This is a genomic window from Rathayibacter sp. AY1C1, from assembly GCF_002932105.1.
Lineage (GTDB): Bacteria > Actinomycetota > Actinomycetes > Actinomycetales > Microbacteriaceae > Rathayibacter.
In genome coordinates this window covers 14,514-34,538 of record NZ_PSWH01000025.1, presented here as the reverse complement: position 1 = coordinate 34,538, position 20,025 = coordinate 14,514, and the positions used below count along the sequence as shown (strand labels likewise).

Genomic DNA, 20,025 nt, shown 5'->3' with positions numbered 1-20,025 from the left:
CAAGGGACGCGCGGCGGACGGCGGGGAGCGGCCAGGCGGGGGCGGCGGATGAACTCGTGACGAGCACGGACCTCGGCTCACCTGAGGAGACCAGCCGGAAGATCAGGGCCGTCCCTGGTTCTCCGTCTTGATGCCTCCCCAGGCCTACTGTTCTGCGACGTCCCGTACGCGACCGGACTCCGAGCCCTTGAGAGAGGAGACGTCTGGTCGACTTCAGACGCTCGGGCTCCCGTCGTCGAGGTCCTCGTGGTGGCGGTCGACGTATCCAGCCATGCCGGGGACCGTGAAGGCGATCTGGCCGTGCTCGGGTGAGTAGACCAGTCCTTTGCTGATGAGCGCGGCACGGTAGGGCCCGAGGCTGGTTGTCGGGATACCCATTCGCTGCGTGACGAGAGCGGTGGAGGAGGGTCCCTCACCGTCGGCTGCCATGGCGCGGAGCATTCGTCGCTCTGAGCGCGTGGCTCGCTGCCATCGTGAGCGGAAGAATCCGGCATCGAGCTGTTCGGTCCCGTACTGCACTGCTGCCGTGGCGTCGGCCAGAGTGACAAGACGACTGGAGAGGTTCCATGCGGCCTGCCCGTACTCCTGAATGAAGTACGGGTAGCCGCCTGCGGCTTCGAGGAGAATCTCGAGCGCATCGGGAGCGAACTCAGCGCCGAGCCGCTCCGCGGGCTCTCGGAGAGCGTGCGCCGCATCGTCGCGAGAGAAGGTGCCTATCTGTCGGTAGTTGAAGAGGCGCTCGGCGTACGAACGCGTCTCGGTGAGGACACGGGGGAGATTCGGGAGGCCGGCGGCGATGATGTAGAACGGCCACTCCCGCTGGTTCGCCGCATGCTGAGCGGCGATGAGCGCACCCATCGTCTCCGCATCGAGGTCCTGCATCTCATCGACGAACACACCGAAGGCACGACGACGCTCCCCCAGAGCGGTGGAAACGTCTTCGACGAGCTCGAGGAGGTCGACTTCAGCGTCGCCGGAGTCGGCACGTCCGTCGTTGAGTGCGACTCCGAGTTCGATCCCCGTTGCACCGACCTTCGCATTGAACGAGGAGATCGTGCCGAGTGCTTCTCGCATCAGCGCCGTCGGCTTCGAGCGGGTGAGCTTGCGAGCGGACACGACGAGCTCTCGAGCCAGGGCACGCCGTACGGCCCGCGCGCCGCCTTCATCCCGACGCGCCTCGAGGCGCACCGTGAGCCACTCGAACGACTCCGCCATGCGGTGCATCTCGTTCAACAGCACCGTCTTGCCGACGCCGCGGAGGCCCGTGAGGACGATGCCGCGATCGCTCATTCCATGCGTGACACGAGCGCGGATCGTGTCGAACGCTTCGAGCTCGCCAGTCCGACCAACGAGCTCGGGCGGCCGCCGACCGGATCCAGGGCTGTAGGGGTTCTGCTCAGGCAACATCTAGCCGATGATAGTCACCTCTAGCCGAAACCTAATTCGTCGCTATCGACTGCAATCGTCCGCGCCGGCGCCACGTGGTGGCGACCATGCGATGCTGCGAACCCCCGTTCCAGCTTCCCTTCGAGTCGCCGCCGGGCAGCGCATCGGACCCTGCACGCTGAAGGGCGAGCGCGAGCCATGTCCGCTCCGACCGAGGATCGGCTCGCGCCGTCGATCCGGGTTCGGCCGGGCGCATGCTGCTGCGGTCACTCGGACAGCAGCGGGATCGAGCGGCCCACGCGCCTGCCGTACTCGGCGATGGCGCGGCCGACGGGGAGCCGCTCGGCCTCGTAGCGCTGGAGCGCCTCGTCGACCGGGTGCCGCGCGAGGGAGGCGGCGAGGGCCAGCGCGTCGCCCGCCGCCTTGGCCGCGCCCATGGCCGTGTGCGGCCGCACCGTCACGGCGGCGTCACCGAGGAGGGCGACCCGGCCGCGCACCGTCCGCGGCGGGACGTAGTCGACGATCGCCTGCAGGAAGGGCTGCGGCTCGGCGAGGACGGAGGCCGCGAAGGGCGGCGGCAGGCGGTCGACCGCGTCCTCCTCGAGCCGGCGGCGGAGATCGGGAGCGAGGTCGCCGGGCGCGAGGGACACGCTCTCCGGCGGACGGCCGGACGCCGTCATCACTCCGCGGAGGGCGTCCTCGGAGAGGGGCCGGTACCAGACCCAGTTGTAGCGCCGTCGGCCGGGCTCCACCTCGCCGGCGGGTCCGGGGACGAGGTAGCCGAGCATGTGCTCGCCGGGCGCGGTGTAGAAGGCGAAGCGTCCGAGCAGAGTCGCCGCGGCCCCGGCGGGGAGCGCCGACTCCGGGATCAGCCCGCGCCAGGTCGAGTAGCCGGCGTAGCGGTTCCCCGGCGCCTCGGGCGCGACCGCCGCGCGCACGACGGATCCGAGGCCGTCGGCTCCGAGGACGACGTCGAACTCCAGGCCGCTCCCGTCGCGCAGCTCGACGACGACCGGGTCCGTCCCGGTCGAGGGGCGCACCCCGGCGACGGCGTGACCGAGGAGGTAGCGGTCGGTGGGGATCCGCGAGCGGAGCGTGTCGTAGAGGTGGTCCCACGACACCTGCGTCTGCGGGGAGGGGTCGCGGCCGATCACGCGCCCGGAGCGGTCGAGGGTGATCCGCTCGTGCGCGACGACGCCGACCCGCGCCTCGTCGTCGCGGCCGATCGCGTGCAGGAGGTCGATCAGGTCCTGCTGGGCCACCAGCCCGGCGCCCCGCCGCGACAGGCCCGTCGCCGACCGCTCGAGGACCGTCACGCGGTGCCCGTCGCGGACGAGCAGGGCCGCGGCGAACAGTCCGCCGATCGAGCCGCCGACGATCCCGACGTCGAGCGGGCGCACCGCTCCTCCTGCTGCCATGAGCGCGACCGTACCGGCGAGCGCGCGGCGCCCGTTCCTACAGACGGCGGAACAGCGCCCCTCAGGCGCGGTCGTCCACCCGCAGCGATCGGATCATCCCGCGGAGCAGGCGCGCCGCCGCCTGCCGCTCCTCCTCCGCGAGCCCCTCCAGCATCCGCAGCTCCACCCCGCGGACGGCGGCGGACGCCTCGGCCAGGCTCCGGCGTCCGCGCCCGGTGAGCCTGGCGGGGAGCGCCTTGCCGACGGGAGCCGCGTCGGGGCGGGTGACGACGCCGTCGCGCTCCAGAGTCTGCAGCAGGACGTTCATCGACTGCCGGGTGACGAAGGCGCCCCGCGCGAGCTCCGAGTTCGAGAGGCCCGGCCGCTGGGCGAGGAGCTCGAGGCAGGAGTAGTGGGTGACCGTCATCCCGAGCGGGCGGAGCACGGCCTCCATCGCCGCGCGCAGGGCGCTCGACGCCTCCTTGAGGAGGTAGCCGAGCGAGGTCTCGAGGTCGATGCCGTCTTGACTCATGTCAGTATTCTGACATACGCTCCGGTGTGTCAGAAAGCTGACACAACCGAGGAGGAACCCCATGCCCGTCACCGGCCCCGACTTCGTCTCGCTCCAGGTCCGCGACCTCGCGGCGTCCCAGGCGTTCTACGAGCAGTACCTCGGCCTGGTCCGCTCGCCCGCCGGCCCGCCGCACGCCGTCGTCTTCACGACGACTCCGATCGCCTTCGCCCTGCGCGACCTCGCGCCCGGCACCGACCTCGAATCCGCCTCCCGCCCCGGTGTGGGCGCCGCGATCTGGCTGCACGCGACCGGCGTGCAGGAGATCCACGACGCGCTCGTCGCCGACGGGCACCCCGTCGTCGCGGCTCCGATCGACGGCCCGTTCGGGCGCACCTTCACCTTCGCCGACCCGGACGGCTATCACGTCACCCTGCACGACCGCGCCTGAGCGGGACGGTGCGGACCGCGCCTGAGCTGAGCGGGGCAGAGCGGGACGGGACGGGGCCGAGCGCCTCAGCCCATCGCGCGCAGCTGAGCCGCGAAGAGATGCAGCGAGCGGTCGACCTCGGGCAGCGCCGGCGTCCGGTTGAGGTGCCCGTGGGGCATGCCGGCGGCCAGGTGCCCGGTCACGGAGACGCCCGCCTCCGCGAGCTGGCGCAGGAGCAGCTCGGCCGACCCCCGCAGCTCGTCGTACTCGTTCACGAGGACCGTGACCGGAGGCAGACCCGCCAGCGGCGCGGAGCCGGGCAGCGCCTCGACGGGGAGGTCGGAGATCCGCCCGAGGTAGGTGCGCACCATGCCCTCGATGCTCGACGGAGGAAAGCGGAGGACGGGCGGCAGCTCACGCAGCTCGGCCGCGATCGCGTCGTCGACGGCGGGGTTGGGGAAGTGGGCGAAGGGGTAGGCCAGGAGCACGTGCTCCGGCAGCCGCGCACCGGCGTCGCGCTCGCGGAGGACCGCGCCGAGGGCCAGGGCCGCTCCCGCGCTCGCGCCGCCGATCGCGACGGGCGTGGATCCGGACTCCGTGCTGCGGAGGTGCCGCCAGGCGGCGTGCACGTCGTCCAGCGGGACGGGGTAGCGGACGTCGGGGCCGGCGAGCCGGTAGTCGACGGAGACGACCCGGGCCCCCGCCCGGTGGGCGAGCTCCGCCGCGACGACGTGCGACTCGCGCATGTCGATGCTGCCGGCGGCGAACCCTCCTCCGTGCACCCAGAGCAGAGCGCGCTCGGGCGCGGCGGGCGAGTACACGCGCAGCGGGACCGGTCCGTGCGGGCCGGACGCGGTCTCCGTGACGACGTCGATCCCCTCGGGCAGCGACCAGGGCCCCGGATCCTCCTCGAAGGCGGCCATGCGGGCGGCCTGCTCGGCGTCGAGCGGATACGCGAGGCCGGCCAGGAGAGGCAGCCGAGCGGCGAGGTACGGATCGAGCGGCATCGGCGCCTCCTGCGGGGTCGGGGTCGCGGACCACGCTAGCCCGGCCGCGGGTCCTCGAGCGGCGCCTGCTCAGCCGCGTCGCTGCAGGAGCATCACGCCGTCCAGGAGCACGGCTGCCGTGCCGTCGGGAGCGGTCACGGCGCGCTCCCTCGTCTCGACGAGCTCCGCGGTCCATTCGGCGGGGTCGAGGGCCAGCTCGGCGAGCTCCTCCTCGGGGCCGACGAGGTGCATCGCTCGGTGGCGGTGGTCGTCGCCGCTCGCCCACGGCGGGGGTGCGGCGTGCGAGACGACGGCGAGGCGGCCGCCGGGAGCGACGACGGAGGCCGCCCGCCGCAGCACGTCGATCCGCGGGAACTCGGCCATCGAGTGCAGGAAGCTCGCCGTCACCAGGTCGAACTCCTCCACGACCGGCCAGTCCTCGGCGAGGTCGGCCTGCACGAAGTCCACGTCGGCGCCCCGCTCGGCCGCGGCCGCGCGCGCCCGGCCCAGCGCCGTCTCGGAGAGGTCGAGCCCGGTCACGCGCCAGCCGAGCGACGCCAGCCACAGCGCGTCCGCCCCCTCGCCGGCGCCGAGGTCGAGGGCGCGGCCCGGCGGCAGCGAGCCGACCAGCCCGACCAGCGTCGCGTTCGGGCGGCCCGACCAGATCCGATCGGAGTCGGCGTAGCGCGCCTCCCACTGCTCGCGTGCGGTGCTCATGCTGCTCCTCGTCCCCGGGCGCAGGGGCACCCGCGTCGAGGGTGCCGCGACGCCGCTCCGGCCGCCAGCCGTCGTGCCGAACCGGCACGGGCACCCGTCCCGCGGACGACACGGCCGGACGGAGCCGCGGCGCCGCGCGGACCCGCCGGACGCACTTCCCCGACACGCCCCGCGCCGATTAGCGTCGGTGCATGGCCCTCCGACTCGAAGAGATCATCGTCGACTGCACCGACTTCCGGACCCTCGGGCACTGGTGGCAGGAGGCGCTCGGCTGGGACGTCGTGGACGAGGACGAGGACGGCATCGAGCTGCTCGCCCCGTCGGGCCGCGGGCCGAGCCTCCTCTTCCTCGACGTACCCGAGCGCAAGACCGTGAAGAACCGCCTGCACCTGGATTTCGTGCCGGACGACCAGGAGGCGGAGGTCGCGCGGCTGGTCGGCCTGGGGGCGACGCGGTCCGACGTCGGGCAGGGCGAGCAGTCCTGGGTCGTGCTCGCCGACCCGGAGGGCAACGAGTTCTGCATCCTCTCCGCTCGGGAGTGAGAGCGCTTCCACTTTCCAGGACGGTTGTCGGGAAAGCGCTTCCATGCGCACGCATCGAAAAAGAATCTGAGAAGTCAAGGGTAGAACGATCGTTCTCGACTCCCTAGCATCGCCTCCGACGCGTCTCCCGACCGGGAGCGCGCGGAGCCGAGGAGTCACCGTGACCACCTACGACAGACCCGTCGCCGCCGTCGGCATGACGCAGTCGCAGCAGCAGGGCGAGCTGCTCGCCGGCCGCGCCCTCGAGAACCGCGCCCTCGGCCTCTACGCGTACGCCTACCGCCTCACGCTGTCGGACTCCGCGGCGAGCGCCGCCCTCCGCCACGCGGCGGTCACCGTCCGCAGCGGACGGCCGCAGGGACTCGACGACACGGGCGCCCTCGACCTGATGCGCTCCGAGGTCGGACGCGCGAGCGTGCAGCGCAGCGGCTCCGCGATGGAGCGCGCCGAGCAGGCCCCGCCGGCGATCCGCGAGGACGACCTGCTGCGCTCGGGCTTCCACCGCCGCCTGCACGCCCTGCCGACGCTCGAGCGCCAGGCCTGGCTGCTCCGGCACACCGGCGGCCACGACGTCGACGCGATCGCGGCGATGCTGCAGGAGCCGGCGGAGCGCATCCGCTCGGCCCTCGCCTCGGCCGCCCGCACGCTGGTCGAGGGCGAGCTGGCCGAGAGCGAGTCCGCGGAGTAGCGCGGCACGAGGTGCCCGAGAGACGCCGGGTCCAGCCGGCGGCGCCCCTCAGGCGTCTGGGACCCGGCCGCGACTCGGCGCGACCGGGAGGACGGGGTCAGTCGAGGTAGTCGATGTCGTCCCACGGCTGGTGGACGTCACCGGTGTCGCGGTCGTCGTCCGGCACCTCGAGCTCCTCGAAGATCACCGGAACACCCGTCGAGATCAGGACGCTGACCTGGCGGTTGCCCACGATCACGAAGTCGACGAGGCCTCCTCCGGCCTGCGTCGCCTCGGTCGCCGACCGCTTCAGCTCGGCGACGTCGGTCCCCTGGGACAGCCCGTAGGTCTTGCCCTCGATGGTGACGGTGGTGCGGATCATGTGGCGCTGCTGCTCCTCGGCTCGATGGATTCAGCGTACGAATCGCGACAGAGCGCTGCCAGGCCTTGCGGTGGAGGCCCACGGCTGCCACGGGTGAAGGGGCCGGCTGAGGCGAGCGGCGTCCGGAGCCGAGGCCGGAAGCAGCGTGACGGGCCGCTCGGGCGGATCCGCCGCTCCTGGCCTCGGTTCCGGACACCGGGCGGCGGAGTCAACCGGGCGCGCTCCACGGAGCTCCCGCCGTAGCGTGGAATCTGTCCGCACGTTCCGCATCCAGCGACAAGGAGGATCCGATGACCGAGAAGAACACTCCCGAGGACCCGCAGACCACCGACCCCGAGCACGTCGACCCCGAGACGGCCACCGACCCCGAGGGCGACCCGGTCGAGAACCCGTCGGGCTGACGCCCGCACCGGAACGGCCCGCGGCCACCGGGACACCGCTGAAAAGGCGGAGTCCCGGGGGTCGCGGGCCGTTCCCGTGTCCGGCGCCGCCATACTGACGGAGTGCAGGCCGAGGACGACGAGCGCAGGGATCTCGAGCGGATCCTGTCGGCCCGACCCCGCGACGACGGCGCCGACCGGGACGAGCGGCGCGAGGCGCTGCGACGGCTCGGCGAGCTGGAGGCGGAGGACGCGCCTCCCGGAGCGACGCGGTCCGGCGCGCAGACCGGCGCCGCGCCGTCCGTGGCACAGCCGGGCGCGGCGCATCCCTGGACGGCGACCGACTCGCTTCTCCCCCTGCCCGCGACCGCGCTCCCGCTGTCGGCGACCGCCGGCTCCGGGACTCCGGAGTCGCCCGCCGAGCACCCCGACCGGCCGGCCCCGCGGACGCCGCACCCCCGCCGCCGCCGCCTCGTGCTCGCCGCCGCGATCGTCGGCGGAGCCGCGGTCGGCGCGATCGTCCCCACCGCGCTCCTCCTCCCTCCGCCCGCGGACCCCGTCGCCCCGCCGACCGCCTCCGCGGATCCCGCCGACCGCTTCGCCGCGCTCGTCGAGGGCTGGGAGCCGACCACCGACGTCCCGCCGGGCCTCGCCCTGCTCGCCGGGGAGGCCGTCGTCTACGGCTCCGGGTTCGACACCGCCGAGAACGACCGCCTGCTGATCACCGAGCCGAACGGCACCACGGTGTGCCTCGCCGTGCAGCGCCCGGACGCGTCCTTCTTCGCCGGCTGCACCGGCTCGGAGGCGTTCTTCGCCGGGGAACCCCTCCGGGTCAGCGGTACGACGCTCCGCAGCGGCGCCCCGGTGTACACGCAGATCCTGCTCCGCCCGGACGGGACGATCGAGGGCGGCTACCAGCTGGTGCCGGAGTCGCCGCAGCCCGAGGCGGCGGAGTCCGGAACGGTGGAGTCCGGGTCGGTGGAGTCCGGGTCGGTGGAGTCCGGGTCACCGGACCCCGCGACCAGCGAGCCCTGAACCGCCGAGGCCGCGACCAGCGAGCCGCTAGGCGCGCGTCGCCTCCGCCGCGTCCGCGATCACCTCGGCCGCGGACGCCGTCCGCTCCCACACCGCGCGCTGCCGCTCGGCGCCCGTGCCCCGCGCCAGGACCCGCTCGACGCCGCACGCCGCGACCTCCTCGTCGCCCGACTCCGCCAGCGCCCGACCCGCGTGGTCGAGCAGGCGCGCCAGTACCGCGGAGGCGGGGGCCGGGCAGCCGTCGACCGGATCGATGAGGTCGCCGGTCGTGCCGTGGCGGCTCGCCAGCCACGAGGAGACGGCGATCACCGGAGTCGGCAGCGGCACGGGCGGGACCCCGGCGCCCGCGTCGCGCACGGCCGTCTCGGCGAGCGCCCGGATCAGGACGGCGATCAGCGCCGAGTCCTCGGCGTGCAGCGGGACGTCGGCGATGCGCACCTCGACGGTCGGGTGCGCACGGGAGAGACGGGCGTCGAAGTAGAGCATCCCCTCGTCCAGCAGCACGCCGCAGGAGGTGAGGGAGGCGACGACGCTCCGGTACTGCTCAAGGTCGCCCCAGATGCCGACCGGGCCGGCGGTGGGCCAGCGCCCCCACGACTGGTAGCGCCAGCTGGCGAAGCCGGTGTCGACGCCGGCACTCAGCGGGGAGTTGGTGCTCAGGGCGAGGAGGGCGGGCAGCCAGCCGCGCAGCCGGTCGAGGACCGCGATCCCCTCCTCCGGCGACCCGATCCCGACATGGACGTGCAGGCCGCAGGTGAACTGCTCGCGGGCGACGAGGCCGAAGCGCTCGGCCATCCGGTCGTAGCGCTCGTCGGCCGAGAGGTGCGGCTCGAACGCGGCGGGGCTGGTCGCGACCGCGACGGCGCGGGCGCCGACCTCGCGGGCGGAGTCGTCGGCCAGGCGGCGGCCCTCGCGCAGTCCGGCCAGCAGCGCGTCGTACGTGCGGGCGGGCGAGCCGACCGCCTCGATCTGCTCCGCCTTGAGCTCGGCGGCCAGGGCGACCGCAGCGGAGCCGCGCACGGAGCCGAGCAGCAGCGGCGCCGCGGGCGTCGGGAGGAACGTGCCGGCGTCGACGAGGAGGTACTCCTCCTCCACCCCGAAGGTGCGGGCGCTCATCGGAGCGCCTTCCGCTCGAGTCCCCCGCCGCAGCCCACCCGGTCATCCCACCGTGCCGGGCGCCCGCCGAGCAACCGTCCTCGGCCGATGTTCAGCGTCGGGACGCCCGCGACGCCGGTCCGCGGGCGGGCTGTCAAGGCCGGGTGCAGCGGGGCGCGGAGCGGCAGGATCGGAGCACACCCAGAACCGGAGGTCCCCGTGCCCGACAGCACTCCCGAGCAGGCCGAGTACGACGTCGCCGTCATCGGCGCAGGACCCGCGGGGACGGCCGCCGCCCTCCGCGCCGCGGAGCTGGGAGCGCGCGTCGTCGTGCTCGAGGCCGCGCGCGTCGGCGGCACCTGCGTCAACACCGGCTGCGTGCCCACCCGCGTCCTCGCGAAGACGGCGCGGATGATGCGCGAGACCCGCTCCGCCGGCGACTACGGGATCGAGATCGGCACTCCCGTCCTCGACTGGGCCGCGACCGTGCGCCACGTGCACGAGCGCGTCGACCTGGTGCGCTCGATCAAGCGCGAGGCGCAGCGGTTCGAGGAGGCGGGGGTCGACCTGATCCACGAGGGCCGCGCCCGCTTCGTCGACGAGAGCACCCTCGTGCTCGACAGCGGGCGGCGGATCCGCGCGCGCTCGATCATGGTCTGCGTCGGCGGGCACTCGCGGCGGCTGCCGATCCCGGGCGCCGAGCTCGCGACCGTGCCGGAGGACGTGCTCGGGCTGACCGAGCTGCCGCGCCGCGTCGCCGTGATCGGCGGCGGCAACACGGGCGCCCAGCTCGTCACCGTCTTCAACGCCTTCGGCTCGGAGGTGACGCTCCTCGACGTCGCCCCGCGGATCCTGATGACCTCCGACTCCAGCATCTCCGAGCACGTCGGCGCCGCCTTCGAGCGCCAGGGAGTCCGCGTCCGCACCGGGATCGAGACGGTGTCGGGCATCGAGCGGCAGGACGACGGCTCGCTCGCGATCGCGTGGCGCGAGGGCGGCGAGGACCGGACGGTCGAGGTCGACGTGGTGGTCATGGCCACCGGCTGGCCCGCCGACGTCGAGGACCTCGGACTCGAGAACGCGGGCATCGAGGTCGTCCGCTCCGCGATCCCCGCCGACCAGTACTTCCGCACCGTCGTGCCGCACATCTTCGCGGTCGGCGACGCGAACGGGCGCGACATGCTCGTCCAGGCGGCGCAGTTCGAGGCGGAGGCCGCCGCCGAGAACGCGGTGCTCGGCGCGAACCGGCGCACGCCCCAGTTCCTCCTGCCCGCGGGCGGATTCACGGACCCGGACTACGCGGGCGTCGGCTTCACGCAGGAGCAGGCCCGCGAGCGCGACCCGCAGTGCGTCGTCGCCTCGGTGCCGTTCTCCAATTTGGACCGCGCCGTCATCGACGACCGCGAGAACGGGTTCCTCACGCTGATCGCCGACCGGCGCCGCGAGCTGCTGCTCGGCGCGCACGCGGTCGGCGAGAACGCGATCGAGGTCGTGCAGTCGGTGACCACGGCGATGGCGGCCGGAGTCGACCTCGCGACCCTCGCGAACGTCCGCTTCGCCTACCCCACCTACAGCGCGGTGATCGGGATGGCGGCGCGCGCCCTGCTGGCCGAGCCGGCGCGCCCGACCGAGCTGGACTGACGCGCTACCCGATCCTCGGAGGCGGCGCCAGCCCCGAACCGGCGGCCCGCCGCCTCCGAACCACTGGAGACGGGCACTCCGCCCGCCCCGCCGAGAGGAACCCCTGTGCCGATCCCCGCTGTCGACTACAACCACGTCCGACTCACCGTCCGCGACATCGCCGTCTCGCGCCCCTTCTACGACTCCGTCTTCGGCTTCGACGTCGCCTTCGAGGCGCCGCCGGCCGACGCGTCGCCGGAGGAGAAGGAGCAGCTGGCGTTCGTGTTCGGCGGCGTGATCTACCAGTTCCCGGGCGGACTGCTCGGCCTGCGCCCCGTCGCGCCCGGCGACGACCGCTTCGACGAGGACCGGGTCGGGCTCGACCACGTCAGCTTCACCGTCCCCGACCTCGACGCGCTGAAGGCCGCCGCGGCCGTGCTCGACGACCTCGGTATCGCCCACGAGCCGATCAAGGACGCCGGCGGCATGAGCCTCCTCGAGTTCCGCGACCCCGACAACATCGCGCTCGAGATCACGTCCCCGAGCTGATCGGAGCAGCGCGCGCACGATCGGGCGGGTCTCACCAGGCCTCCACGCTGATCGAGTAGCGCGCGTATCGAGATCCCCCACGCTCGAAGGGGCGGGTCTCGATCCGCCGTTGCGCCGCTACTCGACCAGCAAGGGTCCCCGCCGTGCTGATCGAGTAGCGCGCTCAGCGCGCGTCTCGGGATCCCCGCGAACCCACGGAGCGCGGACTACGGACGACGTCGACGGTACGGAGTCGTCGTCGACACCCGGACCAGGCCCGCGCGCTCCAGGATGGACCGCGAGTACTCGGTCGAGTCGCTGTGCACGAGGGTCTTCCCGAGTGCCTGTGCGGAGGCGGCGCGGGCGGCCGTGACCAGGCCGTAGAGCCCGCGTCCGCGGTACTCCGGCAGCGTCGCTCCGCCCCAGATGCCGGCGAAGGCGGTGCCCGGGACGGGCTCGAGCCGGCCGCCGGACGCCATGCGCCCGTCGACCTCGGCGACCCACAGCTCCATGCCGTCGCCGCGCGCCAGGCGGGCGACGAGCGAATCGGCGATCGACACGTCGACCTCCTCCTCGAAGGCGGCGTCGATCATGGCGCTGAACGCGCGGACGTCCGGCTCGTCGACGACCCGCCGCAGCACGACCCCCTCCGGGACCGGCCGGTCCGAGAGCAGCGCCTCGACCGGGCCGATCATGATCGACTCGGCCTCGTCCGGCGCGAAGCCGTTCGCGACGAGCGCGTCGTGCAGGCCGGGGGCCTCGTCGTGGCCGCGGGTCTTCCACTCGACGCGGGTGACGCCGGGATCGGCGTCAAAGTGCGCGCAGGCCGCGGCGACCAGGCGGGCGATCTCCGCGGAGGAGGCGCCGGCGAGGTCGCGGTAGGTGACGAAGCCGCGTCCGCCGGCGAAGGTCACCAGACGCAGAGGCCCTTCGCGCGTCACGGAGACGGCGCTCGGGGTCTCGGCGTCGGAGCGGAGCTGGTCGTCGTAGGCGCGGAGGTAGTCGGAGCTCATCGCCCCGACGCTACCCCCGGACCCGGGCGATCAGGTCCTGGATGAAGGGGATGACGTCCTTCGCCTGGTCGACGCTGGCGAATCCGGTCGCGACGAGCGGCCAGATCGAGCCGATGAGCGTCGCGATGACGGCGGCGACTGCAGCGACCCAGGCGAGGGCCGCGTTGCGGGAGAGGAACGCGACGGCGAGGCAGGCCAGGCCGACCGCGTAGCTGAGGACGATCGAGAGGACGATCGCGCCGACCGGGACGTCGAGCGCCCCGGCCGTGGTGCCGTCGGCCGCGCCGATCAGCCCGAGGACGGGCAGCAGCACGGCGACGACGACCACGAACGAGAGCACGACGCCCGTGCCGAGCGCGATCCAGGCCGCGCGCGGCTTGCGTCGCGCGCCGTACGAGCGGGTGCGCACGGGACTACTCCCGACCGGCGGCGGAAGACGCGCGGTCGTCCTCGGAGCGGTGGGCGTCGGCGTCGTCGGACGCGGCGTCGCGATCGGCCGCGGCCTCGTCGCGCTCGACGTGCTCGGACTCCTCCGCCGGAGCGACCTCGACGGTCGCGGTGCGGGGGTCGCCGTCGTCGTCCACCGGCTCGACCTGGACGCGGACCACGAACTCCGCGGTCTCGACGACGGCCGGAGCCGCGTGCGTCTCGACGCGGGGGTCGTCCTCGTCGCGCTCGGCGGCGCGCTCGTCGTCGGCCGTCTTCTGGGCGGCTGCGCGCTCGTCGCGCTCGTCGGCCGCACGGTCCATCGCGTCAGCGGCGTCGTCGGCGGCGTCCGCCAGACGTCCGCGGGCGGAGTCGACGGCACCGGAGACGGCGTCGCGAGCGTTCCCGGCGGCCTCCTTGGCGGAGTCGCGGGCGTCGGACGCGGCGCGCTTGGCGGTGTCGACGAGCGGCTCCTTGTCCTCCTCCGGCTTCTCGATCGGGTCGAACGGGCCGTGGACGTCGGTCGCCTCGACGTTGACGACGACGTGGCCGCCGGCGACCGGCTCCGCCACGCGCTGCACCTGATCGCGCACGGCGTCCAGGACCTCGCGGACGGGGTGGGGGTACTCGACGACGAGGTCGATGTCGACGGTGGTGACGCCGTCGGCCTTCGAGACCGTGACTCCAGGGACGGTGCTGGTGCCCAGCACGCGGCGGGAGGCGCGGTCGAGGCCGCGGGCGACGGCTCCACCGAGGTGGTGGACGCCGGACACGCGCTGGGCGCTCTCGCCGGCGGCGGTCGCGACCCGGCTCTCGGTCGACTCGGGCTCGGACGGCTTCCCGTCGCGGCGGGCGGACTCGCGCCGGCTCTGCTCGTTCGGGGTCGGCTGCTCATCGGTGCGGATGAGCTCGACGGTGCCGGGCTCCATCGGATCGGACATGGGGTGCTCCTTCAGAAAGACTTCCATCCCGCCTGAGCGGGGCTCTCCGGCCCTCCCGATCGGGAGGGCCGGACGGTGGTGCCGGCGGCTACTGCACGCGGGCGGTGCCGCTCATCTTCGTCCGCAGACCACTGACGATCTGAATGACGACGGGCGTCTCCTCGCCGAGGAGGGCGTCCCACTGGCGGACGGCCTGGTCGACCGTCTGCCGGGTGCGGGCGGGCGAGGCGCCGCGGCGGGTGTGCGCGGTGACGCGCAGCACCTTCTGGTGCTTGATCTCGAACGCGGTCACGTCGACCGCGACGATGGACGGCTCCTGCGACAGGGCCTCCTCGAGGACCTGCTCGGCGACCTTCGCGTCGATGGTGACGGAGCCGCCCGTGGGCGTCCCCGCTCCCTCTCCCGAGCCGACGCGCAGCAGCGTGGAGGTGCGGCCGCGGCCCTGGCGCACGATGAAGCGCACCAGCAGCAGGATGAGGACGAGCGCGACGACCGCGATGGCCCAGAGGATCCACGGGGTGCCGCCCGAGAGGGCCTGGCTCGTGGGGTCGGCCGCGTCCTGCGCGGCGGTGGACACGTTCTCCTGCACCTGCGGGAGCAGCGACCCCACCGCGACGGCGCCGCCGGCGAGGAGGAGGACGAGGCCCACGACGAACAGGAGCAGCCGGTTGAGGAATCGGTTCGTGGTGGTCATCAGCGGACCGTTCCCTTCTCGGACAGGCGCACCTTGGAGCGCAGGCGCGGGGTGCAGTCGAACGTGGCGAGCTCGGCGTCGACGGCCTCGCGGATCGGCGTGACGTCGATGCTGCGGCCGGAGGTGCGGGAGACCGTCACGTCGACGACGCGGGATCCGACCGACACCGACACGTTGTCGGGGTCGACGTCACCGGCGTAGCCGGCGGTGCGCGCGACGGCCTGCGCGATGACGCGGTCGTCGACGATCGCCGCGGTGCGGTCGGTGCTGACGGCGCGACGGCCGCGGCGGCCGGGCTTGAGCGACACGACGATCAGGACGAGCCCGATCAGCGCGAGCACGGCGCCGGCGGCGGCGGTCAGCGCGATGGGCGCCGCGGCCGCGTTGAGCAGCGAGGACGCTCCGTCCTGCGGGGCCACGAGCAGCGCGGGCTGGCCGAGGACGGCGAGGACCGCCTCCGTGCCCAGCCACGCGAACAGGAGGATGAGCAGGACGGCGAGGACGATCGCCGATCCGGAGCGGGACGAGTGCGTCTCGCGCCGCACCAGGCGCGGGTAGAGCGCCCGGCCGGCAGTGGTGGGAGTCGTCACGACACCCTCCTTCGTTCTCGGAGGTCGGCACCGGTGATCCGGAGGTCGACCCGGCCGATCGTGGAGCCCGTCAGTTCGAGGCAGCGCGAGCGGATGGTCGTCTGCGCCCGGCTGAGTCGGTCCAGCAGCGTCCCGGAGGAGCGGCGGCCCGTCTCGCCCAGGGGCGTGACGTGGATGGGGGCGTGCGCGACGACGTGGAGGCGTCCTCCCTCGTCGTCGAGCTCGACGGACACATCGGACGAGTTAACGTCCAGCGCCTCCGCGGTGACGGCCGACACGACTCGGCGCACGGCGCGCGAGCTGATCGTCGTGCGGCCGTGGCTGGCCTCGTCGGCCATCACCGCCGCGGTCACGAAGACCGCCGCCCGCGGAGGGTGTCGCCGAGGGAGCGCAGGTCGAGCTTGCCCTCGACGACCCGCCCGACGCCGTAGCCGATCGCCATGGCGAGGGCGACCCAGAGGAGCGCCCAGAAGCCGAAGACGAGAGCGGTCAGCGCGAGGACCGCGCCGAGGACCAGGCCGATGTGGGACGGAGTCACTTGACGCGGCTCTCGGTCTCGTCGTCCTTGTCGTCCGAGGGGATGAAGACGTCGGAGATGGTGACGTTGACCTCGGCGACCTCCATGCCGACGACCGAGGAGATGGCCTCGGAGACGGCGGAGCGGATGCTGTCAGCGAGCTTCTGCAGCGCGACGGGGTACTCGGCGACGACGGTGATGTCGGCGGCGACCTGCTTCTCGCCGACCTCGACGGAGATGCCCTGGCCGCGGTCCTGCGCGTTGATCGCGTTGCGGATGGCGCCGATGGCGCGGGCGGCGCCGTTGCCCAGGTCGTGCACGCCGGGGACCTCGCGGGCCGCGATGCCGGCGACCTTCTCGACGACGCCGTCGGCGATCGTGTTCTTGCCGGCCGAGGTGGCGGTGCCGTGCTTGGCCGAGGAGGCGTTGGCGAGGCTGGTGGGGGTGACGTTGGTCATGATCTTCTCCAGATGGTCAGAGGTCGTGGCCGGGGCCGCGGTGCTCACGATCCGTGGCACATGATGAAGACGTGGCCCGGGGCTCGGACGTCCCGGTGGCTCAGCCAAGGTGCAGGGAACGTCGAGCGGAGATGCGTTTCGCGGCCACCGGCGTCCACAGGCCTCGGCGGCGCACTCGCTGAGCGGCCAGCGGAGTGCACAGCCGCGTCAGGCCGCGGTCGCCGTCCCCGCCGGGAGTCGGCGGTCGCGCCGACGGGTGAGGGCGCGGCGCCAGGCGGGGCTCCACCGCTCCTCGGCGACCGCGTTGACGCCCCACGACAGCAGGAGGACGACGACGAAGGCGACGAGTCCGGCTCCGTCGCGGCCGATCAGCGGCCAGAGCGCGCTGACGATCGCGCTGCCCACGACCAGATGGAGGATGTAGAGCGAGTAGCTGATCCGCCCGAGCCAGAGCAGCGGCGCCCATCTCAGCACGGCGGTCCGGCGCCGCATCGCGACGACCGCGACGGCCGCGCAGACGCCGAGGACGACCGCTCCGTCCGGCCCGCCGTGGAGGAGCTGGGCGTTCAGGGCCGCGATCAGAGCCGCCGGCACGGCGAGGAGCTCGAAGCGCCCCTGCCGTCGCGAGAGGAACAGCAGCATCCCGACGCAGAAGAGCGGTCCGTACTCGGCCAGCGTCAGGTTCGCCAGGACCCGGACGGCGACCGGCGCCGAGACGACGTCGACGCCTCCCGAGACGAGGTGGGCGGCGACGGAGGCGGTCGCGGCGACGCCGAGCCAGACGACCACCAGCACGCGGACCAGCCGATCCGTGAACCGGCACTTCGTGAGGACGAGCACGAGCAGCACCAGCAGGTAGAACTGCATCTCGACGGCCAGCGTCCAGAACGCGCCGTTCACGTTGGGTACCAGCAGCAGCCGCTGCACCATCGTGAAGTTGAGCAGCAGCTCCAGCGGCGTGAGGTCGGTGCCGGGGACGCGGGCGAGAGCGCCGACGACGATCGAGACGACCACCGCGATCCAATAGGCCGGGTAGAGGCGGCTGACGCGGGAGATCGCGAAGTCCGACGGCCGCCGCGCGCGGTCCGCGGACATCAGGATCACGAAGCCGCTGATGACGAAGAAGAGCTGGACGCCGAACTCGCCGAACGGGAGCGCGAAGGATCCCGGCGGTGCATCCGGATGATCGAGCGAGAACGCGGTGGTGAAGTGGTAGACGACCACGCCGAGGGCGGCCAGGCCGCGCAGACCGTCGAGCTCGACGAAGCGTGACGCCACGGCTCCCCCGCTCCGGAGCCCCCGCCCCTCGCTCGAGTGTTCCAGAGCGCTCCGGTCGCCCGCGCGTCGGCCGTCCGTCGTTCCGCGCCGCGCCCGGCACCCGCCTCGACCCGCATCCCGGCGGCGGAGGCGCGGGGAGGGCGGCGCTACGCTCTCGGGATGGATGCGGAGCGCGCGGGCGAGGGCATGCCGACCTGACCGAGCGGTTCGTCGCGGATGCGATCGCGTCGGCCTCGCGCATGACCGAGCGCGGACTCCTCCCCGCGGAGGAGCAGCGCGTCAGGCCTCGTGCAGGTGACGGTCGAGCGTCATCCAGTTCTCGCGGCTGAGGCGGGCGGCGCCGTCGGTGTCGCCCGCGCGGAGGGACTCCACGATCGCGCGGTGCTGCTCCACGGATCCGCGGGCCGCGAGGGAGGCGAAGCGCTGGCGCTCGGCACGGCGGATGAGCGGAGTGGCCTGCTCGAGCACGTCCTCGATCATCCCGTTGCCGCTGAGCCCGGTGAGCACCGCGTGGAACGCGTCGTCGGAGCGCAGCGCCAGCTCGACGTCGCCCTCCGCCAGCGCCCGCGCGAAGTCGTCGTTCGCCGACTCCATCGCGGCGAGCGCCTCCGGAGTGACGGCCGGGCCGGCGAGGCGCGTGGCGAGCTCGTGCATGGCGGCGGCGATCTGCTGGGCGTCGCTGATGCTCTCGGCCGTGGCGGGGGTCACGATCGTCGCCCGGCCGGGCTTGGCCGAGACGAGGCCGACGCGGGCCAGCCGGAGCAGCGCCTCCCGGATCGGCGTCCGGCTGACTCCGAGCCAGGCCTCGAGCTCCTGGTCGCGGAGGCGCTCCCCCGGCTCGAACGTCCCGTCGACGATCGCGTCGCGCAGGGCGCGGTAGACGTCGTCGCGGAGGAGGGACCGGGGGGTGACGGCGGTCGTCTTCGGGATGGGCATACGGCGACGATAGCACCGCGCGATATATTGCATATGCCACTCGACCGCCGCCACCGGCGTCACTCCACCGACACCGCGCCCGCTCCGCCCACCGCGAGCCGGGTGTCGAGCGGGAGCGGCTCCCACCGGTCGCCCGAGCAGAAGTCGACGCGGTCCCGGTCCAGTCCGCTCGTCGTCACGACCTCGCGGCCGTCGAGCACGACCAGCGTCTGCACCCCCTCATCCTCGGACCGGTCGGGCCCGGACCAGGAGATCCCGGTCCGCGCCTCGACCGACTCCGGCGACTCGTAGGGGCAGACGACGAGGAAGTCCGAGCCGTCGACGCCGTCCACCTCCGCGAGGGCGAACGATCCGCCCGCCGCGGCCTCGGCTGCGTCCTCGACGGCCGGGCCGGGATCGGCCGCGCCCGCGCAGCCGACGAGCAGCAGCGCGGACGAGAGGACGACCGCGGCAGCCCGGGTCCGGCGGCCGGAGGCGGCCCCTCGGCCCGCCCGCCCCGTCACCGCGTCGCCCGCACCGCGTCGAGGATCAGCTCCGCGACCGCGTCCGGCTCCGAGACCGTCACGGCGTGCGACGCGTCGATCTCGACCGCGGTGGAGCGGGCGCGCTCGGCCATGAACCGCTGCGACTCGGCGGGGACGGCGAGGTCCTGACGCGTGATCAGGGTCCAGGAGGGGATGCTCCTCCACCCGGCCGCCGTGGCCGAGTCCTCGAGCGCGGCGGCCGCGATCGGCCGCTGGGTCGCGGCCATCAGAGCGGCGGTGGGCTCGTCGACGTCGGCCGCGAAGACCTCGCGGAACCGGTCCTGCTGGATGTAGAGGTCGTCGCCGGAGAACTCGCCGGACGCGAAGGGGACGGGGGTCAGGGCGGGGCCGAGCTCGCCGCCCGGGAACCTCCCGGCCAGCTCCCCGGTGCTCTCGCCCGCCTCCAGGAGGAAGCTGGCGACGTAGACGAGCGCCCGCACGTTCGCCGCGCCCTCCGCCGCCTCGCTCGCGACGGAGCCCCCGTAGGAGTGGCCGGCGACGACGACGGGTCCGTCGATCCCGTCGAGGACGCTGCGGAGGTACTCGGCGTCGGGGGCGAGCCCGCGGAGGGGGTTGGCGACCGCGAGGACGGGCAGGCCCTCGGCGAGGAGCCGGGAGGCGACTCCGTTCCAGCTGGACGACTCGGCGAACGCGCCGTGGACGAGGACGACGGTGGGCCTCTCGCCCTCAGGGGTGAACGCGGACGTGGACATGGCTGCTCCTTCGGGATGAGGTGGTCAGACGACTGCATGCAATATATTGCATGCAGGTAGAAGAAGGCGAGAGGGTGGCGGGGAATTCCCGGGGTGGATGAACGGAGTGGTCCGGTCGCCTGGTCGGGGCCTCGCGCCCTCCCGGCGAGCCGAGCGGTCGGCTCCCGTCGTCATCGACCTGCGCACGCGCGCCGACGTCGCCCGAAGTGAGACGCTCTCGACGGAGTGAACGCCTCCTGCCGGGCCGTTCCTGCGTGGA

At 73.6% G+C, this 20,025-nt stretch carries 25 protein-coding genes; 6 read left to right on the top strand and 19 right to left on the bottom strand.

Annotated elements, in window-relative coordinates:
- Positions 1-213: 213 nt before the first annotated feature.
- The 3 genes from C5C71_RS12270 to C5C71_RS12260 form a co-directional block, all read right to left on the bottom strand.
- Positions 214-1,407, bottom strand: a complete 1,194-nt coding sequence (locus tag C5C71_RS12270; RefSeq protein ID WP_104225860.1) for an ATP-binding protein — start codon at positions 1,405-1,407, stop codon at positions 214-216.
- A gap of 245 nt (positions 1,408-1,652) precedes the next feature.
- Positions 1,653-2,804 carry an FAD-dependent monooxygenase gene (locus C5C71_RS12265; RefSeq protein WP_219813894.1) on the bottom strand — a complete coding sequence of 384 codons (1,152 nt, stop codon included), beginning with the start codon at positions 2,802-2,804 and terminating at the stop codon, positions 1,653-1,655.
- A 61-nt stretch (positions 2,805-2,865) separates the two neighbouring features.
- A complete protein-coding gene (locus tag C5C71_RS12260; protein ID WP_104263257.1) occupies positions 2,866-3,315 on the bottom strand; it encodes a MarR family winged helix-turn-helix transcriptional regulator in 450 nt (149 codons plus the stop codon).
- 61 nt (positions 3,316-3,376) lie between these two features.
- Between C5C71_RS12260 and C5C71_RS12255 the strand changes: the two genes are divergently transcribed.
- Positions 3,377-3,745: a VOC family protein gene (locus C5C71_RS12255; RefSeq protein ID WP_104263258.1), complete on the top strand. Its 369-nt coding sequence runs from the start codon at positions 3,377-3,379 to the stop codon at positions 3,743-3,745.
- Between the two features lie 65 nt (positions 3,746-3,810).
- Here C5C71_RS12255 and C5C71_RS12250 read toward each other — a convergent pair whose 3' ends face one another.
- Entirely contained in the window at positions 3,811-4,731 is a 921-nt protein-coding gene (locus tag C5C71_RS12250; protein ID WP_104337783.1) for an alpha/beta hydrolase, read from the bottom strand.
- A gap of 69 nt (positions 4,732-4,800) precedes the next feature.
- Positions 4,801-5,427 carry a class I SAM-dependent methyltransferase gene (locus C5C71_RS12245; RefSeq protein WP_104337782.1) on the bottom strand — a complete coding sequence of 209 codons (627 nt, stop codon included), beginning with the start codon at positions 5,425-5,427 and terminating at the stop codon, positions 4,801-4,803.
- A gap of 191 nt (positions 5,428-5,618) precedes the next feature.
- Here C5C71_RS12245 and C5C71_RS12240 point away from each other — a divergent pair, with 191 nt between their 5' ends.
- Both C5C71_RS12240 and C5C71_RS12235 read left to right on the top strand, forming a co-directional pair.
- Positions 5,619-5,969 carry a VOC family protein gene (locus tag C5C71_RS12240; protein WP_104224051.1) on the top strand — a complete coding sequence of 117 codons (351 nt, stop codon included), beginning with the start codon at positions 5,619-5,621 and terminating at the stop codon, positions 5,967-5,969.
- Positions 5,970-6,129: 160 nt separating this feature from the next.
- Positions 6,130-6,657 carry a sigma-70 family RNA polymerase sigma factor gene (locus C5C71_RS12235; RefSeq protein WP_104247238.1) on the top strand — a complete coding sequence of 176 codons (528 nt, stop codon included), beginning with the start codon at positions 6,130-6,132 and terminating at the stop codon, positions 6,655-6,657.
- A gap of 97 nt (positions 6,658-6,754) precedes the next feature.
- Here C5C71_RS12235 and C5C71_RS12230 read toward each other — a convergent pair whose 3' ends face one another.
- A complete protein-coding gene (locus C5C71_RS12230) occupies positions 6,755-7,018 on the bottom strand; it encodes a hypothetical protein (RefSeq protein ID WP_104224053.1) in 264 nt (87 codons plus the stop codon).
- A gap of 503 nt (positions 7,019-7,521) precedes the next feature.
- On the opposite strand from C5C71_RS12230, the gene C5C71_RS12225 reads away from it, so the two are divergent.
- Positions 7,522-8,433 (top strand): hypothetical protein, encoded by a 912-nt coding sequence (locus tag C5C71_RS12225; protein WP_104337781.1) that lies wholly within the window; start codon positions 7,522-7,524, stop codon positions 8,431-8,433.
- Between the two features lie 27 nt (positions 8,434-8,460).
- Here C5C71_RS12225 and C5C71_RS12220 read toward each other — a convergent pair whose 3' ends face one another.
- Entirely contained in the window at positions 8,461-9,549 is a 1,089-nt protein-coding gene (locus tag C5C71_RS12220; protein WP_104337780.1) for a glutamate--cysteine ligase, read from the bottom strand.
- Positions 9,550-9,747: 198 nt separating this feature from the next.
- Here C5C71_RS12220 and C5C71_RS12215 point away from each other — a divergent pair, with 198 nt between their 5' ends.
- Complete coding sequence (locus C5C71_RS12215) at positions 9,748-11,169, top strand: NAD(P)/FAD-dependent oxidoreductase (RefSeq protein ID WP_258059335.1); 1,422 nt, start codon at positions 9,748-9,750, stop codon at positions 11,167-11,169.
- 105 nt (positions 11,170-11,274) lie between these two features.
- A complete protein-coding gene (locus tag C5C71_RS12210) occupies positions 11,275-11,697 on the top strand; it encodes a VOC family protein (RefSeq protein ID WP_104223996.1) in 423 nt (140 codons plus the stop codon).
- A 206-nt stretch (positions 11,698-11,903) separates the two neighbouring features.
- On the opposite strand, the gene C5C71_RS12205 is transcribed toward C5C71_RS12210, so the two are convergent.
- From C5C71_RS12205 to C5C71_RS12150, 12 genes are all read right to left on the bottom strand, one after another.
- The gene (locus C5C71_RS12205) at positions 11,904-12,689 is read right to left on the bottom strand and encodes a GNAT family N-acetyltransferase (RefSeq protein WP_104269572.1); all 786 of its coding nucleotides are present in this window, start codon (positions 12,687-12,689) and stop codon (positions 11,904-11,906) included.
- Positions 12,690-12,699: 10 nt separating this feature from the next.
- Positions 12,700-13,098 (bottom strand): hypothetical protein, encoded by a 399-nt coding sequence (locus C5C71_RS12200; RefSeq protein ID WP_104223994.1) that lies wholly within the window; start codon positions 13,096-13,098, stop codon positions 12,700-12,702.
- A gap of 4 nt (positions 13,099-13,102) precedes the next feature.
- Positions 13,103-14,056, bottom strand: coding sequence for an Asp23/Gls24 family envelope stress response protein (locus tag C5C71_RS12195; RefSeq protein ID WP_181065705.1), 954 nt, complete (start codon positions 14,054-14,056; stop codon positions 13,103-13,105).
- Positions 14,057-14,144: 88 nt separating this feature from the next.
- The gene (locus C5C71_RS12190; RefSeq protein WP_104250494.1) at positions 14,145-14,750 is read right to left on the bottom strand and encodes a hypothetical protein; all 606 of its coding nucleotides are present in this window, start codon (positions 14,748-14,750) and stop codon (positions 14,145-14,147) included.
- The gene (locus tag C5C71_RS12185; protein WP_104225847.1) at positions 14,750-15,340 is read right to left on the bottom strand and encodes a DUF6286 domain-containing protein; all 591 of its coding nucleotides are present in this window, start codon (positions 15,338-15,340) and stop codon (positions 14,750-14,752) included. The genes C5C71_RS12190 and C5C71_RS12185 overlap by 1 nt, the downstream gene beginning before the upstream one ends.
- Positions 15,337-15,693 carry a hypothetical protein gene (locus tag C5C71_RS12180; protein ID WP_244230558.1) on the bottom strand — a complete coding sequence of 119 codons (357 nt, stop codon included), beginning with the start codon at positions 15,691-15,693 and terminating at the stop codon, positions 15,337-15,339. The genes C5C71_RS12185 and C5C71_RS12180 overlap by 4 nt, the downstream gene beginning before the upstream one ends.
- Complete coding sequence (locus tag C5C71_RS12175; RefSeq protein ID WP_104223990.1) at positions 15,690-15,878, bottom strand: DUF2273 domain-containing protein; 189 nt, start codon at positions 15,876-15,878, stop codon at positions 15,690-15,692. Before C5C71_RS12175 ends, C5C71_RS12180 begins: the two co-directional genes overlap by 4 nt.
- A complete protein-coding gene (locus tag C5C71_RS12170) occupies positions 15,875-16,315 on the bottom strand; it encodes an Asp23/Gls24 family envelope stress response protein (RefSeq protein ID WP_104223989.1) in 441 nt (146 codons plus the stop codon). Before C5C71_RS12170 ends, C5C71_RS12175 begins: the two co-directional genes overlap by 4 nt.
- Positions 16,316-16,522: 207 nt before the next feature.
- Complete coding sequence (locus tag C5C71_RS12165) at positions 16,523-17,593, bottom strand: acyltransferase (protein ID WP_181065704.1); 1,071 nt, start codon at positions 17,591-17,593, stop codon at positions 16,523-16,525.
- Between the two features lie 279 nt (positions 17,594-17,872).
- Positions 17,873-18,529 carry a GntR family transcriptional regulator gene (locus C5C71_RS12160; protein WP_104308272.1) on the bottom strand — a complete coding sequence of 219 codons (657 nt, stop codon included), beginning with the start codon at positions 18,527-18,529 and terminating at the stop codon, positions 17,873-17,875.
- 59 nt (positions 18,530-18,588) lie between these two features.
- The gene (locus C5C71_RS12155) at positions 18,589-19,032 is read right to left on the bottom strand and encodes a hypothetical protein (RefSeq protein ID WP_104337778.1); all 444 of its coding nucleotides are present in this window, start codon (positions 19,030-19,032) and stop codon (positions 18,589-18,591) included.
- A complete protein-coding gene (locus C5C71_RS12150; RefSeq protein ID WP_104337777.1) occupies positions 19,029-19,766 on the bottom strand; it encodes an alpha/beta fold hydrolase in 738 nt (245 codons plus the stop codon). Before C5C71_RS12150 ends, C5C71_RS12155 begins: the two co-directional genes overlap by 4 nt.
- Positions 19,767-20,025: the final 259 nt, after the last annotated feature.